Here is a 15,517-nt window from a genome sequence, read left to right as displayed (position 1 = left end):
ATGTCTATTATGATCTTGCCCCTCTGTTTCCAGACAGCTTTTGTATCTTAAGTTAACGATGCCCGCTGCCGCCGGTATTCCCTCGGAGAGTCATATCCCGGCGCATTATGCGGGTGGTTTTCATTGTAATGATTGAACGCCGCTGCAAGGTTCTGTAGCGCTGTTCTCACATCCGGTTTTGGCATGCACGCGATGTAATCTTCCTTCATCGTTTTCACGAGCCGTTCAGCCATGCCATTGCTCTGTGGGCTGCTCACCGCTGTTGTGCAGGAGGCCAGATTCAGTTCTCTGGCGAACTTCCGCGTTTCATGCGCGGTATACGCTGAACCGTTGTCCGTCAGCCACTGCACCGGTGTGTCCGCTAACCTGTCACCGAAGCGCTTTTCCACTGACCTGAGCATTACATCCTGTACCGTCGAACTGTCGTAGCCTCCGGTACTCGCTTGCCCAGTCTATGACCTCTCTTCCAGCGCGAACGTGACCCGCAGTTTTTCACCGTTGTCGCCGCCGAACTCGAAGCCGTCTGAACACCAGCGCATATCGCTTTCCGCTACCGCGATTTTGCCCTTATGTTCACGCGTCACCCCCTCCAGTTTGTCATGCAATAACAAAATGTTATGCTCTCTCGTTATCCTGTAAAACCTTTTGGCATTTACCGGCGGCAGCCCTTCTGCGCGATGTCGTTTACGCAGGATGCCCCACACTCGTCGATAGCCGTAGCTGGGCATGTCGCTGATGATATCGAGGATATCCGACAGGATTTCAGCGTCTGCTTCTTCATTATGCCGATGACAGCGCCTGTCCTGCCAGTCGGCATAACGCTTAACCCGCAGTGACAACTGCGCACGCCAACGGCGGTGAGGCTGCCTTCCAGATACTGCTTCTTCCACTTGAACAGCAGGCTGGGCTGAATACCATGCAGGCGGGCGACATGGGATACATTCATACCCGGCTCCATCGTCTGCTGGATAATGGCGATCTTCTCCTGAGGAGTCTTACGTTTACAGGCTTCTTGCCCTAACAGGATCCCGGTCATCTCAAACTTGGCGTTAGTGTTAGACATATATTCAAGCCTACAGTATCCAAAGGAAGCATGACTGGCTGGCAGACTTTCTCTGACAGCTCACCCATAGCCAATAACAATGCGGGATATGTCCGTCATCTGTATGACTTAAGTCAAACCTGGCTCTTGGGGCTGTACGAACGTTGCTGTTTGCAAAAAAGACACGAAACAAGTAGCCAGCTTTTATTCTCTGGCCATCGGTAGTATCAACCATACAGAAGCCGCTGACAGTCTTCGGCGTGACATGCCAGATCCTATTGCCCCCACAATAGCCTTTGTAAAAAAACGCACCAACCATTAACTAACGATTTGATTATTAAGTGATTTTCACATCAAACTTAACATAAGATAGATTGTGCGCACTTATGTTGTAGTAGCTAAATTGAGATGTCAGTCTTTGGGGAGATGTGATGTCACTTAAAACATCCAGTTTGGCAAGAAATGTGGTTCATGGTTGGTAAATTGAATCACTTCTTTCAGGGGCGCCTGATCATGAACCTGGTTACCAGGGATGCTGTGATGGCCGCTCATCTGATCATTTATGACGATAAAATGCGGCTATCGGTGCATTTTTAATCTGATACCATTTTTCAGACGAACTTATCCTGCGACCTGTGCCAGAAGCCATCGTATCCGGTCGATGCTATGTTGCCTTTCTGCCACCAGTTCGTGTATCACACGGCCAAACTGGGTAAAACCATCGCCACCGGTGACATTTTTAATGGTTTGATGCTCAGTCGAACGAAAACTCACGTTAGAGGATAAATGTCGTCTGAAAAATCGATTAATGAACGGCAGGTTACGAGCACCTCGGGTACATCAGCCACGCCCACGACGAGCCTGTACCGGCGTTGATGGCATTGAGGAGCGATGGTTCGAAGAGCGCTGCCCGGCCTGTACTCTGTTCGTTTACGTTGCGTTGATGACGCAACCAGTCAGTTGATGCAGCTCCTGTTCGTCAGTTCAGAATCCACATTCACCTATTTCGAAGCTACCCGCGGTTATCTGGAACATTACGGTAAACCTCTGGCGTTCTACAGCAATAAACACGGCCAATAATGGCGGATCCACTACGACGAAATCATACAGTTTGGCCGTGTACTTTCTGAACTGGGTATCGAACTCATTTGTGCCAGCCACCTACAGGCTAAATCAAGGGCAGGTATATTTTTATTCATGGCAAGGGTTATAAAATTCATTATAAAACTTAAGGTAGCACTAAATGTTAATAGTACACTCTTACTAAATCTCATTTTTCCATATTTCGAAACTCGAAATATCCTATAATTCACGCATATGTTAACATAATGATTCCATTATGTAAGTTTATTTTTTTTATCTCATTATCGAGCCGAACGTAAAACTATTGCTGGTAGGGTGATAAACGCTTCTGATATTAAATAATTTTCATTTCCGCTACATTATTGCAAACTCGCATTGTTTCACCAATTGAAATCGCGGTATTAATCGCAAAATCCAATTTCAATCAATTGCGAGTTTCCTTTTATTATGTCTGGCAGATTTTGAGTTAAACAATATTGATTGTTATATACTCACTGTAAAAAACAATAAGACTGAGAAATTAAAACATAGTGAAGTATGAAGTTGCGGTTGATTTTGCAAGGAATAAAAATGTAATCAAACCAAGATATATTGTTCGCGACTTATTTAATAGCAGAGCATTCATCAATAATTACTCATGAGTAAAGTGATGCTTTAGATAATTAATTATCTCAGGGTTTGTGGGGCTCTTTGGGCACTAATACTTTGTCGCTAATAAGGCTAGAGCAAAGCTAACCGACATTAATCAGAAAGCAAAAAGCAAAACTGGAGTTTATCATGGAGTTGAAAGAGAGACAGCTATACACTCTCGACAAAGGGGTAATGTTTCTGCCGGAAAAGCGCTGCTTAATGACTCACGACGGTATTAGCGTTGAATTATCTGAAAATAGCTATCGATTTCTGTTGCAGCTATTAAACGGTGAAACTGATAAACAAAAAATCATCAACGAGGTCTGGGCCGAGCAAAAAGGCTCCGTCAGCGAAAGTAGCTATTATGGCCAACTTTACCTTCTGCGAAGGTCGTTTAACGAGGTAGGTCTCTCTCACTCTTTAATTAAAACGATCCCACGCAAAGGGGTTAAATACACGGGCGAAGTCATAAAAGGTACACTCGTGGAGGGAGAACATCCACTCCCCTTCCCCGTACAAGAGAAAAGCGTCACAGAAGTCAGGTTTGAAGGGCCTGGTGACGAGGAGAAGGCAGCAGCAAAAAGAGGCTCCTCCATTCGCGGTAAACCCGAATGGTACAATTCGAAAAGCTGGAATATTTTTGTTTTTGTCCTCTCGGTGCTGGCCGTGTGCTGGCTGGTAACGCTGACGATGGCAATTCTGTTCTTCTGGAAGGTTTAAGCAGAATAAATAATAACTAATTATAATTTTTAAGGGTTTTAATGAGGATTTCACTCCCCTTTTTCGGGTTAGATACCTAGGTCAACATCGCTACTGCCAGCAGAATTTCCGAATCAACAAGGGAGTGTCAAAAGGCATGTTCGATGATTGGATATTTTATTTCAACTCACTGCCCAGTTAATTATTAATTTTTTGGCATAAAACAAGGTATCGTTATGACTCATTTTTTGACTAAGTACTACATCGTTGCAGAAAACAACATTGCGAATTTTTTTAAAAACCAGCGCGGCGTAACAGCTATTGAATATGCACTGATCGGGGTCGGAATGGCGACCCTGCTAGCATTAATCTTCGGCGATCAGAACAGCGGCTTCCTCGGTGCAATCAATACCGCCTTCCAGAAAATCGAAAAAGCTATTGAAAGCGTAACAATGAGCAAATAATTGCTGTTATATCCGCCGTGATAGCTATCACGGTGGATATCGCTGGCCTCTCTTCAGAGATTGATTATCAGGGATAATAATATGACGTGGTTAATCACGGCAAACTATATTGCGGTAGTTCTACTATTACTCTGTGTTTGCGTGCAGGACGTCACCTCACGGCTGATTGCCAATAAACTCGTGATTGCAGTCGGCGTAGCCGCCTGTACGCTGTCTCTGCTTCGCGGCCAGTATCCCAACCTGATTCTTTTTGCTGCTGTACTGATTCCCGGTTTTATTCTCTGCATGGCTAATATTATTGGCGGCGGTGATATCAAGCTGATGTCGGCGCTGGCGCTGCTTTATACCTCCTCTCAATTTCCCCATTTTTTATTTCTGACCGCTCTGAGCGGCGGAGCCGTTGCTTTGGTTTGCTTGCTCTTTTTTTTTAAAACCACAAAACAGCATGGCGTGCCTTACGGTGTGGCTATCTCATTAGCCTTTATTTTTTCTTATTCCATAAATTGACGCATACAGAAAGGAATCGTTGATGAATCATCGGACACTTTTTTTTCTCTCCATCACGGCTATCGTTGTCGGGGTCACAGGGATATTTTTACAGCAAAAAGGAAAAACATCGGAGCCCAAACAACAAGTAACGGTTGAAAATGTTCCCCGCACCATTTTAGTGGCAGAAGCCATCCACAACCTGCAGGCCGGAGAAATACTGTCGCCTCAGGATTATAAGATCGCCACCTTAAAAACATCATCAACCATCAGCGATCCTCGGGATATATCATCGATACCTGGTGGAAATCTTCGCGGATATTTAGTCACAGAAACGATAAAAAAAGGCAGCGGCATCACGCTGCCGATGTTGCTCTCCCCCACTCATCCGGATTACGCGAAGCGCAGCCTGAGAGTGAATGAGATGCCTTACGCCTTCCCGGTTTCTGCTCCCGACGATTATTTACTCTCATCGACCCGTGCTGGCGATAAGTTAGCGCTCTACATCAGAATAAAAGAGATTGAGAGAGGGAAAACGGAGATGGTAGGTCTGGCCTCGGAAGGATCGTCCTCCTCCTATCGCGCCCAGACGCCTAAATATGTCGTCACCCGAATATTCGAACAGGTAACGGTACTGGACAGCAAACGCTTTTCCAGCGCCAAAGAAGGTGAAAATGCTTATTCCATGAGTAATAAGATAGTGGGCACCATTGTCCTGCGCCTGAATCAAAAGCAGCTTGCAATGTTAAGAACAATTGAAACCTCCGGCCAGCTGTTCCTTCTCCCGGACAGTCAGGATAAGCAGAGTATTAAGCGAATAAGCATGGACGACGTGCTTCCACAGCTGCGCTCAATAAAGGAATTAAGAGGCTCCAGATAATTTTGCAACATTTAACTCAGAGAAAATATATGGATAAGGTTTTTACTCGCACAGCAGTGGGCATATTTATCAGTTTTTTTGCACTTCACGCACTGGCTGCAGATATTTATCTGACGCCTGGCGATTCACAGGTCATCCAGGTTAAAGAAAATATTGATACGGTCTTTATTTCCTCGCCAGATGTCGCCGACTACGAACTTATTGGCGATAAAAGCATCGTCGCCTATGGTAGGGAAGAGGGGCGCGCCGATCTCATTGCTTTCGATAAAAACGGTGATCAAGTGCTTAAGGCTACGCTAGTGGTCGACACCATGCTGAGCAGTATCCACCAGCAGATTAATCAGGCGTTTCCGGACAGCAACGTCACTCTTCAAAAAATGGGCAAAACCTACGTTATTTCCGGTACAGCTCCGACCGAAGAGGCGAAAAGTCGTATCTACCAGATTGTCGGCGAAGGTATTGGCGCCAAAAGCCGCGTGAGCACGAAAAAGGTTAAGGATGCATCCGACAAGAGCAGCAGCAGCGATGACAACACCCCCTGGCTGAGCGATGTAAGTTGGGAAGGCGTCATTAATAAGCTGGAGCTGCCGATCACCAACCAGGTCAACGTTAAGCTGTCGGTGGTAGAGGTCAGCCGTGAGTTTATTGATAACGTCGGGCTGGACTGGGGAGCGGGCTCTACGATCCCCGGAACGTTCCACTTTGTCCGCTTTAACGCGGATACCCTGACCAGCATGGTGCATGCCATCAGCAACGACTCCGTCGCCCGGGTTCTGGCCGAACCTAACCTGTCGGTGCTCTCCGGCGAAGCCGCCGAATTTCTGGTCGGCGGTGAGCTGCCTATTGTGACTTCATCGCAAAACGGTAGCAGCGTTACCTACAAAGAATTTGGCATTAAGCTGAATATTGGCGCAAAGGTGAGCAGCAGCAAAAAGATACGACTGCTGCTGGGCGAAGAGGTCAGTAATCTCGCTAACACCTATTCCACCCGGACAGGAGATACCCTCCCGGCGCTGCAAACCCGTCGCGCACGGACCACCGTTGAACTGGGAGACGGCGAAAGCTTTCTGCTCGGAGGCCTGATCAGTAACGAAGAGCGTGAAGCGCTAAGTAAAATTCCGATGATTGGCGACGTGCCGATTCTGGGCGCCCTGTTCCGCAACGCTTCGACCCAGCGTAAACGTAACGAGCTTGTGGTGGTCGCTACCGTTAATCTGGTCAAACCCCTCTCCCCGCGCGAAGTGGTACTGCCCGACTTCAGACGAACCTCAACTCTCAGCCGGTTCTTTAATTTCGATGGCATCAGCCAGCGACGCGACAGAGCGCGAGCGCAGGAATTTATCGAACAGGGAGGGTTTATCAAATGATCAGGCTGCTCCCTCTGACTCTGCTGCTTCTGCCCTGCCTGCTGCTGGCACCTGCGACCAGCCGCGCGCAGGAGACGCTCTCTGCCATCACCACGCTGACGCTGGCCTCGACGGACACAATCTCCCGGGAAGTGACAACCGGCAAAATTCTGGCGCTGGCCGGTCAGCACTTTGATGGTGAAATTGCCCTGATTTGGAACAACGGCGCTTTCAATGCCAGCGCGCAAAACTTGCGTAGTACCTTGATAGCTCAGGGTATAGCACCGGAACGCATCACGCTAACCCACGAAGCTGGTGGCTTTAGCAATCGTAACGATGGCGGCATCCGGATAGTTATCCAGCGCTTGAGATCACGCCTATCGGAGTGTACCGACAAGCAACAAAACTACCGTTTTGACGATCGCACTGAACAGGGCTGCGCACTGAACAACAGTCGCAGCCAGGCACTGGTTACCCCCTATCACTATGACTAAAAGGGAAATGACATGTTGTTATTTCAGCAGAAAGCGCACGCAGGCACACAATCAACCGAACGCAAGCTCTACGTAGTTTCCGGGAGAGGCGACGTCAGCGAGCAGCTGTGTCAGTTGTTACGACTCGCGGGATTCAGCGCCGTTGAGAGCATTTCGCGACGCGCGACACAACTTTCCAGCCTGAATATTCCCGAGGATGCCAGCGGCGTCATCATCGACATTGTCGACAACATGGCGGTGATGGATATTGTCGGTGCCTTACAAATGCAGATCCCACGTAAAGTATGGTGCTGCGTTGTAGGTGACAGCGACTCCATCGCGCTGGCGCAAACTTTCGCACGTAATCAGGTGGGCTATTTTAATCTTCATACCCAGCAGGATATGGTCATTCAGGCGGCACTGGCGAGCGCTGAGTTGAAAAATAATCGCTCCGCCGTCAGCATCAGCGTGCTGGGATGCCGTGGCGGAGCGGGCACCACCACACTGGCCTGGCACTTGGCGGGCGAGATCGTCCGTCTCAAGCAACTACCACTGCTGTTTGTACAGGGCCGCGCGGGCTCACACGATCTCGATCTGCTTGCAGGCAAGAAGCTATCGCAGGAGGTGACATCACTGAATAAAAACCTCGACGTCATGCTCGCCGATGGAGAACATTACCCCGATATTGGACATGACGCCGGTCAGCGTTACAACTTAGTGCTGTTTGAGCAGTCGATCGCTACGGCGGATAAAGAGCTTATGCGCCAATTGGCGGAGAAGACGCGATGCCTGGTACTGGTGCTCGATCGCTCGCTCTCTTCCGTGCGCGTTGCGCGCAATATGATTGAAAACGTTGAGCTGCTGCGCCGCAGCAGCCACACGCCACGGCGGTTGTTTATCTGCCTGAACGATACGCGTCCGCTCGCAGCAGACACCCTGAGCCTGACGGACATTAAAAATCTGCTCGGGCGTTCGATAGATATCGTTTTCCCCTATAGCCGACGCAGTGCAACCCTTGCGCAAGGGAAAAAACCGCGGCTCCACTCACCCCTCGATCGGCTAACCCGCGTGGTATTAGGCGATGAACCTACATCCAGGCTGAGTCTCCCCACTAGCCTTCTTCACTTGTTGCGCAGGAGCCACTGATGGAGATTGCCATTGAATTGCAGGAGATTCTGCGCGAAGCCGTACTGAAAAATATCGAAATCAGCAAAATAGAGCATCTGACATCGGATCGCTCTCTGCTGATCGCCGAGATGAACCGCCTGCTGGAGCAGGTTGCCGATCGACAAAATATCTACCTGACCGCGCAGGCGCAGTGGCAGATGGCGGAGCTGATGGCCGATGAAATTATCGGCTTTGGCCCGCTTCGTCCGCTGCTGGAAGATGACACGATCAGCGATATTTTGGTCAACGGTCCGGAGCAGATTTTTATCGAACGCTACGGCAAGCTTGAGCTGACGCCCTGTCGCTTTATCAATAACGGCCAACTCACCGATATCGCCAAACGGCTGGTGCAGCGGGTTGGAAGGCGCCTTGATGAAGGCAGCCCGCTGGTGGACGCCCGTTTGCCGGACGGCAGCCGTCTGAACGTGGCCATTCCCCCTATTGCGCTGGACGGCACCTCCATTTCCATCAGGAAGTTCGGTAAGCATAATCTGCAGCTGATCGACCTAATGAATGCAGGTGCCCTGACACCCCAGATCGCCAATTTTCTGGCAATCGCCGCACGCTGCCGCATCAATATTTTGATTTCAGGGGGCACTGGCTCGGGTAAAACCACCCTGCTCAATGCGCTGTCCAAATACATAGGCGAGGATGAACGCATTATCACCATGGAGGATGCCGCCGAGCTGCGCCTGATGCAACCGCACGTATTGCGCATGGAAACCCGCCTCGCTGGAGTCGAGAACACCGGACTGATTTCAATGCGCTCACTGCTTATCAACTCGTTACGTATGCGTCCAGACCGCATCATCGTAGGAGAGTGTCGCGGTGAGGAGGCTTTCGAGATGCTGCAGGCGATGAATACCGGTCACGACGGATCCATGTCGACCCTGCATGCCAACAATCCACGAGATGCCGTTTCACGCCTGGAAAATATGGTCATGATGGCGGGAATGAATATTCCGATGGAGTCAATTCGTCGCAATATCGCCTCCGCCATAAATCTAATTATTCAGGTATCGAGATTAAATGATGGTTCCCGAAAAATAATGAATATTAGTGAGGTCATGGGTATCGAAGGCGATCGTATTATTTTGCAGGATATTTTTTCGTTTCAGAGTCAAAACGAACGTGATGAGCAGGGGAAAATAAAAGGGAACTTCCTCTGTGAAGGGCTGCTGATGCGCTCTTCGGTCATGCACAGTGCCATTATGTTTGGCCTGGAAACCGAACTTAAACACATTTTTAATATGGAGTAAGGTATGGGCTATCTTATTCTGCTGATCGGTCTAGTGCTGTTTGGCATAAATATGCGGAGCTGGAGGCGGCTAACCCGTCCTCTTAGCCATGTAACGCACCGCAGGCGTAACCTTCCCCGCGACTATTTGCTGGCTGTGGTGAGAGAGTGGCACACCTACGCCTGGGGAGACGGCAGCTGGCGTGGGCGGCGTAATTTTATCCTTGCGCTACTCGCCCTGCTGACCCTGCTGCTGATTAACGCTACGTGGCTGAAGTTCACGCTATGGGGCTTTATTCCCACCGTGCTGGCAGTTCTGTTTATCGCACAGATTCGCATTGGCCGTAGCCTGCATCAAAAAGCGTTTGAGACCAGTTTTCCCGAAGCGTTATCGGTTGTCGGCGCCGCGGTTTCCGCAGGTAACAGCATCCACCAGGCGCTACATCGCTGCGGCCAGGACGTCTCTGGCGAGTTGGGGGACACCTTCAATCGCATCGATCGCCGCCTTAATCTCGGCGAGGAAGCCGACAGGGTATTTCTTGACGCCTGGCGGCAATACCCTTATCGGGAATTCTACTTTTTTATCATCGTCATTCAAATCAGTATTCAGCGCGGTGGCCAGCTACGCACTCTGATTAATCGCCTGGCGCGTATTATTAATAACAGTAAGAAAATGGCCAAGCGCAAGCGAGCGATGACCTCAGAAGCCAGAGCTTCAGCAAAAATCGTCGCCGCAATGCCACTGCTGTTTTTATTTGGCATGAAGTATCTCACACCTGAAAACTTTGACTTTGTTATTCACGATCCCATTGGCCGACTTATTTTGTATTACGTCATCGGCAGCGAACTGATTGGGATGTTTATTATCTGGCTGCTGCTGAAAAAGGCGACCTGATGAATATCATCTATTTACTCCTTCTGGTGCTGGGGGCGTACGCGCTGCTGCTTGGCGTTTCACAGCAGCAAACCGTAGGCCGGCAAAAGAAACTGCTCGCTCCCCTTACCGCCGAGTCCGGGAAAAAAGCGCTAGCGGCCATCGATTACGCCGCGCTGATCGTCAATAACAGCCGCTGGTTAAGCCTGTTGGACAAATACGATAAGCAGCTGCGCCTCAAAATGCAGGCCTTTGGCGTCCTTGCGCTGGTGCTGGTCGCGCTGAACGCGTTGGGCGTAACGGCTTTTTCCCGCTCAGGGCTGGGCATGCTGCTGCTGGTTATCATGATAACGCTTATCGTCCTGCCGGGTCTGCTGCTCAAACCAGCCATTAATAGCCGGGTTAAAGGGATGATGGATGCACTTCCGTATCTGGTGGATTTAGTGGCGGTGTGCGTTCAGGCGGGAATGACCGTCGAAAGCGCCCTGAAGTTTGTCAGCGAGCGCTTTAACCACCTCGACGCTAACCTCGCAGACCTGATGAAACTGCTGGTCAAACGCGCAGAGGTCAACGGTATGGAGAGCGCACTCTCCGAGCTGTACCACTCAATGGAAATGACTGAAATCAGGATGTTCACCGCGACTCTTCAGCAAAGCGTGCATTACGGCACTTCGCTGTACGAACACCTTATAGAGCTGGCTCAGGATATCCGTGAATTACAGCTATTAGTTACCGAAGAAAAAGTCGGCAGCCTTTCGGCAAAGATGAGCGTACCGCTCATTATCTTCATTATGTTTCCCATCACCATATTAATCGTGGCACCAGGAATTCTAAGGATAGTTAAGAATGGCATGTTTTAAACGCACAACGGTAATTCTGCTTTGTCTGTTCACGTTGGGAGGTTGCGCTAATCAGCGACCCGCAAGCCGCGCAGAGTTAACCACTCAGGAAGATATTTTACTGAAGTCGAAAAACTATTCGGGGCTTATCAGCCTGTACCGCGGCTGGCTAAAAAACAAGGAAGACAGCGCCGTGCGGCTCAAGCTGTCGCAGTATTATTACCAGATCGGGGATTACTCCTCCTCCCTGCTCTATTTACAGCCGCTGGCCACCTCAGCCGATCCGAACGTGCCCATTCTGCAGGCAAAAAATATGATCGCGATGGGCGATCAGGCTCAGGCTATTCGGGTCACGGATCGAATGCTGCAACACGACCCGCGTAGCGCCGAGGCCTGGAACCTGCGCGGCATCGCCATGGCCCTCTCTGGCAAGCTTCCCGAGAGCGTGCAGGCGATACAAAAATCACGCGATCTTTTTATCGCTGATGAAGTTGCCATCAACAATCTTGCGATGGTCGCCCTGCTCGATCGCCGCTACCAGGACGCCGTCAGCCTGCTGCTACCCCAGTACCTGCGCGGTCAGCGTCAGCCCCGCCTGGTGCACAACCTGGTGCTGGCCCTGGTGAAGGTCGGCGATACCCGCTACGCCCGCGACATTATCCAGAGTGAAGGCTTGTCCGGGTATCCCGATGAAGTCGTCGACGCGCTGGAGCAAATCGGCCCGCTGCAAAAAGGAATGGCCTGATGCATCGCCTGTATCGCTTTTGCCGCGAGCAGCGCGGCGTTGTCACCATCGAATTCGCCCTTACGGTAATGCTCTTTCTGTTTATGGTGCTGTTCGTCGCCGAAATGTCACGGATGGCCTACGTTTCGTCGGTCATCGATTTGGCGGTCTCCGAAGCGGCCAAAGCCGGGAAAAACGCCCCCCAGGATGGGGACGGCTATCAGCGCCGTTATCGGGAAATGCTGACTCAGCAAGGGGGATCGCTATGGTCTTTTCTGACCAGCGCCGATGCGGTCGAGATGTCGATTCATTACGCGAACTCAGTGCAGGAGATGGCCGAAACGGGCGGCGTCGAAGGAAAGCAATATACCCGCGGTAACGCGCTGGCGCGCTGGCACCTGCTCTACCACTACCATCCGATGTTTTTCCCCTTCCCCGCCAACTGGGCCGATCCATTATTTAATCGTGAGGTGATCTTTGTTCAGGAATATGAACGTTCGCAGTTTATGGATTGACCTGCGCGGCTCAGTGGCCGTTGAGTTCTCTATTATTTCCGTCGTACTGCTTATCTTTATGTTTTTTGTGGCTGACCTGGTGCTGCGCCAGGCTACGGTGGGCAAGCTGGATCGGCTTTCATACTCCATAGCTGGCGTGCTGCGCGAACGCATTCAGCTGTACGATCGCCGGGAGGAGCTTAGCAGTAAAGATGTCGGCGAAGTGTATCAGTTGGCGCAGCGCATGATGCAGGATATGAATCCGACGGCAGACGTCTCCGCGCTCAAAATCCGAGTACAGCAGCTTTTCTTCGAGCCGCGCGTTGACCTGACGGACAATAAAAAATATCCCATCAGCAAAGAAGAGTGGCTTTCTCATATTAAGGGAAATGAGTGCCAGCCGCCCAAACCGCTGGTTGAGCTTCAGGATCTGTCGCCGCGCGGCAGCTACGGCCGCTGGGTGCCCCTGTACCAGGTTACGCTGTGTCTGCCCACCAACAGCTGGTATACCCGGCTAACCAGCGGCGGCAGCGGGCAGCCTCTGGTTGCCTCCTCCGCTGTCGTCATGCTGCGCTGAATGATGAAAACGCTGCTGCTGATTGTCGCACTTGCTCTGCCGCCGCTCTCCCGGGCGGCAGCAGAGGCCGTGCTGTTTATCGACTCATCGCAGCCCGACCAGGCCCGGCTGCTCGCCGACATCAATCAGGCGCTTTTTTACAGCCCGACGCTGCGTGCATCACTGTCGGTGACGGTCTATGACATTAATCCCCGACCCCAGGCGTTTAGCGGCGAGATAACCTACAGGCCGGATGCCGGGGGCAGCGCCGTTGCGCGCTATCGCCCGGGGCCTCTGCCCTGGCTGTTTTGCCAGACGAAGGGAACTATTCGAAATCACCTCACGGTGAGCAACAAGGAGCAACTATGTCTATGCCTTCCCCCCAATTAACCTTGCTGCGTCGGTTTATTAGCGACCGGCGTGGCGCATTTGCCATAAGCCTGGCGATATTGGGGGCCTTTTTACTGAGTATGGCGGCGCTCGGCCTTGAAGGCTCGCGATACATTACGGAACGGGCGCGCCTGTCGGATGCCATGGAGCAGGCGGCGCTGGCGCTGACCGCCGAAGATAACGGTGAGGGTGCGTCGCGCAACGATGTGCTCTCTATGAGCTGGCTTGGCGCCTATATGAATCATGCGGAAAAGATTGATAAGCCGATAATTCGGGTGCTGCACGGATCCGCTGATGGCGTCCACAGGCTGGCCTGGGTGGAATATCGCCTCAGCAGCAAGGTTCAGCAAAGCTCATGGTTCGCCTCTTCTTACTTTCCCTCCTTTAACAAGCAGGTCAAGGTGGGCGATAACGGCGCAGCGCGAAAATTCCGCTCCAATATTGACGTAGCCTTCACCGTCGACTTTTCGGGCTCGATGCGCTGGCCGATTGATGGTAGAGATACCGGAACAGGACCATGGAAAATTAGCGTTGCGAAAGAGATTGTCGTCAGATTAGCCCGTCAGCTGGCCCAATACGATATTGATAATAAAGTAGCTTTTGTGCCTTTTGGCTGGGGAACCCGCAAAGGAAATATTTGTACACCCCAATTTGTGCTCAATACTATTACGCCAGAGAAACTCTCGGGGTTATTTAGCAATAACAGTAACGAGAATGTCAGCCAGCTGTACCGGTATATCAACTATCCGGCAACTATTGCCGCAATACCTAATCAGGTTAATGATATTCGCCTTAATGTGAATAGTAATTATATTGCGGACGATCTTTGTCTCTCTTTCCGTCATCCAGATGATTTTGAGCAAGGTGTTATGACCCAAGCGGAAACGGTTGAACTTACCACCGATCCTGAATACCTGAACAGTGCCATCATGAATATGGCCGCCAGTGACCGCACATTAGCCAGTTCCGGCATGCTGGAGGCGACTCAAGTTCTGGCGAAAGGCACCGCCGCCCGCAAAGTACTAGTCATCGTTTCCGATGGCGAGGATAACCCCCTATATGATTTTGAAAATAAAATTGGCATCACCCAAAGCCTTATCGAAGCTGGTTTATGTGAAAAGATTCGCCGCGTACTCACAACCCCTTCCTCAGTTGGAAAAATCGCGTTTATCGCGCTTCAATACAGTCCGACCTCTGACTGGGAAAAATGCGTCGGCGCCAACAATTTCTACACAGCGCGAAACTATCAGGAATTCGAAGATGCCATGACCCGAGCAGTCTATGAAGAGGTCGGTCACAATACGCTGAAGGATTACTAGCACCTCATCAATCTCATTATAAAAATGAGATTACTTAATCAGAATTTATAAGGGTAACGCTGAGGATTCCTTAGGTCACGAGCGTTACTCTTTGCCCCGCCGCTACCCTTTATGTAGCGCGGCGCTGTCGAATAAGAATAAGCAGAGATATACCGCTTATTCGGCTTCGGCGCGTATGGAAATTTTTAACGCAATTATCATAGGATTGATACTTAATGAAAACTAAAGTAGCTGTTTCTGTTCTGGCAGGTCTGTTCCTTTCCGCTTCCGCTCTGGCTGATACGCCAGCAAGCTATGATACCAAAATCAACGTCAGCGCAAACGTACCGGACAGCGCCCACATTACCGATCCAAGTGGTAAGCCTATCACCGATCTGGATGTAGTACTGACTCCGGCAGCCTCTGGCTTTATGGAAGCAACCACTCCGGTACTGAAGCTGTGGAATAACGACGTAAACAAGCTGGAAGTTACCCTGATCATGGATGACAGCCAGTCTGCCACCGGCAGTAACTTCACTCTGTACAGCACCGAAGGCGGCACCCTGAACGACATGACATACAAAATCAACGCCATCTCTTCTGCCGGCAGCAAGCAGTTTGCAACCTCCGGTGCAACTCAGGACTACAGCCTGGTTGCTAACGGCACCCACGGCGAACTGCCAATCAAATTTAACTTCGTTTCCGACAAGGCTTACACCGACCTCGGTCAGGGTAACTACACCGGCGTTGTCTACGCGAACGTTAACGCTAAGCCGTAATTCTTTTTAATTAAAGTCCAGGGCCAGTATTCATCACTGGCCCTGTGTGGATCCTT

The 15,517-nt window shown here is 50.6% G+C and carries 16 protein-coding genes and 3 pseudogenes; 18 read left to right on the top strand and 1 reads right to left on the bottom strand.

All coding sequences use genetic code 11. The features are described from left to right. Window positions 1-47 precede the first annotated feature (47 nt). Window positions 48-1,036: pseudogene (locus AB1287_RS00790) on the bottom strand (IS3 family transposase). Between the two features lie 143 nt (window positions 1,037-1,179). On the opposite strand from AB1287_RS00790, the pseudogene AB1287_RS00785 reads away from it, so the two are divergent. From AB1287_RS00785 to AB1287_RS00700, 18 genes and pseudogenes are all read left to right on the top strand, one after another. After that, window positions 1,180-1,322, top strand: a pseudogene (locus AB1287_RS00785) (GNAT family N-acetyltransferase); the annotation flags it as partial. Window positions 1,323-1,865: 543 nt separating this feature from the next. Next, window positions 1,866-2,221 (top strand): annotated as a pseudogene (locus AB1287_RS00780) (ISNCY family transposase); the annotation flags it as partial. Between the two features lie 681 nt (window positions 2,222-2,902). After that, a complete protein-coding gene (locus AB1287_RS00775) occupies window positions 2,903-3,475 on the top strand; it encodes a transcriptional regulator (protein ID WP_435616645.1) in 573 nt (190 codons plus the stop codon). 215 nt (window positions 3,476-3,690) lie between these two features. Continuing rightward, window positions 3,691-3,918 (top strand): Flp family type IVb pilin, encoded by a 228-nt coding sequence (locus AB1287_RS00770; RefSeq protein WP_312629322.1) that lies wholly within the window; start codon window positions 3,691-3,693, stop codon window positions 3,916-3,918. Window positions 3,919-3,999: 81 nt separating this feature from the next. Next, window positions 4,000-4,425, top strand: a complete 426-nt coding sequence (locus AB1287_RS00765) for an A24 family peptidase (protein ID WP_312629323.1) — start codon at window positions 4,000-4,002, stop codon at window positions 4,423-4,425. A gap of 22 nt (window positions 4,426-4,447) precedes the next feature. Further along, a complete protein-coding gene (locus AB1287_RS00760) occupies window positions 4,448-5,284 on the top strand; it encodes a pilus assembly protein CpaB (protein WP_312629324.1) in 837 nt (278 codons plus the stop codon). Between the two features lie 29 nt (window positions 5,285-5,313). Next, window positions 5,314-6,651: a type II and III secretion system protein family protein gene (locus tag AB1287_RS00755; protein WP_435616644.1), complete on the top strand. Its 1,338-nt coding sequence runs from the start codon at window positions 5,314-5,316 to the stop codon at window positions 6,649-6,651. Then, the gene (locus AB1287_RS00750; protein WP_435616643.1) at window positions 6,648-7,124 is read left to right on the top strand and encodes a hypothetical protein; all 477 of its coding nucleotides are present in this window, start codon (window positions 6,648-6,650) and stop codon (window positions 7,122-7,124) included. Before AB1287_RS00755 ends, AB1287_RS00750 begins: the two co-directional genes overlap by 4 nt. Before the next feature lie 12 nt (window positions 7,125-7,136). Continuing rightward, window positions 7,137-8,249 (top strand): tight adherance operon protein, encoded by a 1,113-nt coding sequence (locus AB1287_RS00745; RefSeq protein WP_435616642.1) that lies wholly within the window; start codon window positions 7,137-7,139, stop codon window positions 8,247-8,249. Next, on the top strand, window positions 8,249-9,529 hold the full coding sequence (locus AB1287_RS00740) for a CpaF family protein (protein WP_435616641.1): 1,281 nt from the start codon (window positions 8,249-8,251) through the stop codon (window positions 9,527-9,529). The genes AB1287_RS00745 and AB1287_RS00740 overlap by 1 nt, the downstream gene beginning before the upstream one ends. A 3-nt stretch (window positions 9,530-9,532) precedes the next feature. Then, window positions 9,533-10,402 carry a type II secretion system F family protein gene (locus tag AB1287_RS00735; protein WP_435616640.1) on the top strand — a complete coding sequence of 290 codons (870 nt, stop codon included), beginning with the start codon at window positions 9,533-9,535 and terminating at the stop codon, window positions 10,400-10,402. Further along, the gene (locus AB1287_RS00730) at window positions 10,402-11,241 is read left to right on the top strand and encodes a type II secretion system F family protein (RefSeq protein WP_312629331.1); all 840 of its coding nucleotides are present in this window, start codon (window positions 10,402-10,404) and stop codon (window positions 11,239-11,241) included. The genes AB1287_RS00735 and AB1287_RS00730 overlap by 1 nt, the downstream gene beginning before the upstream one ends. After that, window positions 11,228-11,965: a tight adherance operon protein gene (locus tag AB1287_RS00725; protein WP_435616639.1), complete on the top strand. Its 738-nt coding sequence runs from the start codon at window positions 11,228-11,230 to the stop codon at window positions 11,963-11,965. Before AB1287_RS00730 ends, AB1287_RS00725 begins: the two co-directional genes overlap by 14 nt. Next, entirely contained in the window at window positions 11,965-12,459 is a 495-nt protein-coding gene (locus AB1287_RS00720) for a TadE/TadG family type IV pilus assembly protein (protein ID WP_435616638.1), read from the top strand. The genes AB1287_RS00725 and AB1287_RS00720 overlap by 1 nt, the downstream gene beginning before the upstream one ends. Continuing rightward, a complete protein-coding gene (tadF, locus tag AB1287_RS00715) occupies window positions 12,434-13,015 on the top strand; it encodes a tight adherence pilus pseudopilin TadF (protein ID WP_435616637.1) in 582 nt (193 codons plus the stop codon). The genes AB1287_RS00720 and tadF overlap by 26 nt, the downstream gene beginning before the upstream one ends. Then, window positions 13,016-13,384 (top strand): hypothetical protein, encoded by a 369-nt coding sequence (locus AB1287_RS00710; RefSeq protein ID WP_435616636.1) that lies wholly within the window; start codon window positions 13,016-13,018, stop codon window positions 13,382-13,384. It begins immediately after the preceding gene. Then, window positions 13,360-14,703, top strand: a complete 1,344-nt coding sequence (locus AB1287_RS00705; RefSeq protein WP_435616635.1) for a pilus assembly protein TadG-related protein — start codon at window positions 13,360-13,362, stop codon at window positions 14,701-14,703. The genes AB1287_RS00710 and AB1287_RS00705 overlap by 25 nt, the downstream gene beginning before the upstream one ends. Before the next feature lie 215 nt (window positions 14,704-14,918). Then, the gene (locus tag AB1287_RS00700) at window positions 14,919-15,461 is read left to right on the top strand and encodes a hypothetical protein (RefSeq protein WP_312629342.1); all 543 of its coding nucleotides are present in this window, start codon (window positions 14,919-14,921) and stop codon (window positions 15,459-15,461) included. Window positions 15,462-15,517 lie beyond the last annotated feature (56 nt).

Origin of the sequence: Scandinavium sp. UTDF21-P1B (assembly GCF_040750395.1) — a bacterium.
Lineage (GTDB): Bacteria > Pseudomonadota > Gammaproteobacteria > Enterobacterales > Enterobacteriaceae > Scandinavium.
The sequence above is the reverse complement of the archived record's forward strand: the minus strand, read 5'-3'. Positions and strand labels throughout refer to the sequence as shown.

What these genes read in the sequence shown, in the direction of transcription:
- AB1287_RS00710 (WP_435616636.1), top strand. Translation starts at nt 13,016, where the DNA reads ATGATGAAAACGCTGCTGCTGATTGTCGCACTTGCTCTGCCGCCGCTC.
- AB1287_RS00705 (WP_435616635.1), top strand. Translation starts at nt 13,360, where the DNA reads ATGTCTATGCCTTCCCCCCAATTAACCTTGCTGCGTCGGTTTATTAGC.
- AB1287_RS00700 (WP_312629342.1), top strand. Translation starts at nt 14,919, where the DNA reads ATGAAAACTAAAGTAGCTGTTTCTGTTCTGGCAGGTCTGTTCCTTTCC.
- AB1287_RS00760 (WP_312629324.1), top strand. Translation starts at nt 4,448, where the DNA reads ATGAATCATCGGACACTTTTTTTTCTCTCCATCACGGCTATCGTTGTC.
- AB1287_RS00720 (WP_435616638.1), top strand. Translation starts at nt 11,965, where the DNA reads ATGCATCGCCTGTATCGCTTTTGCCGCGAGCAGCGCGGCGTTGTCACC.
- tadF (WP_435616637.1), top strand. Translation starts at nt 12,434, where the DNA reads ATGAACGTTCGCAGTTTATGGATTGACCTGCGCGGCTCAGTGGCCGTT.
- AB1287_RS00770 (WP_312629322.1), top strand. Translation starts at nt 3,691, where the DNA reads ATGACTCATTTTTTGACTAAGTACTACATCGTTGCAGAAAACAACATT.
- AB1287_RS00745 (WP_435616642.1), top strand. Translation starts at nt 7,137, where the DNA reads ATGTTGTTATTTCAGCAGAAAGCGCACGCAGGCACACAATCAACCGAA.
- AB1287_RS00765 (WP_312629323.1), top strand. Translation starts at nt 4,000, where the DNA reads ATGACGTGGTTAATCACGGCAAACTATATTGCGGTAGTTCTACTATTA.
- AB1287_RS00775 (WP_435616645.1), top strand. Translation starts at nt 2,903, where the DNA reads ATGGAGTTGAAAGAGAGACAGCTATACACTCTCGACAAAGGGGTAATG.
- AB1287_RS00730 (WP_312629331.1), top strand. Translation starts at nt 10,402, where the DNA reads ATGAATATCATCTATTTACTCCTTCTGGTGCTGGGGGCGTACGCGCTG.
- AB1287_RS00755 (WP_435616644.1), top strand. Translation starts at nt 5,314, where the DNA reads ATGGATAAGGTTTTTACTCGCACAGCAGTGGGCATATTTATCAGTTTT.
- AB1287_RS00750 (WP_435616643.1), top strand. Translation starts at nt 6,648, where the DNA reads ATGATCAGGCTGCTCCCTCTGACTCTGCTGCTTCTGCCCTGCCTGCTG.
- AB1287_RS00735 (WP_435616640.1), top strand. Translation starts at nt 9,533, where the DNA reads ATGGGCTATCTTATTCTGCTGATCGGTCTAGTGCTGTTTGGCATAAAT.
- AB1287_RS00740 (WP_435616641.1), top strand. Translation starts at nt 8,249, where the DNA reads ATGGAGATTGCCATTGAATTGCAGGAGATTCTGCGCGAAGCCGTACTG.
- AB1287_RS00725 (WP_435616639.1), top strand. Translation starts at nt 11,228, where the DNA reads ATGGCATGTTTTAAACGCACAACGGTAATTCTGCTTTGTCTGTTCACG.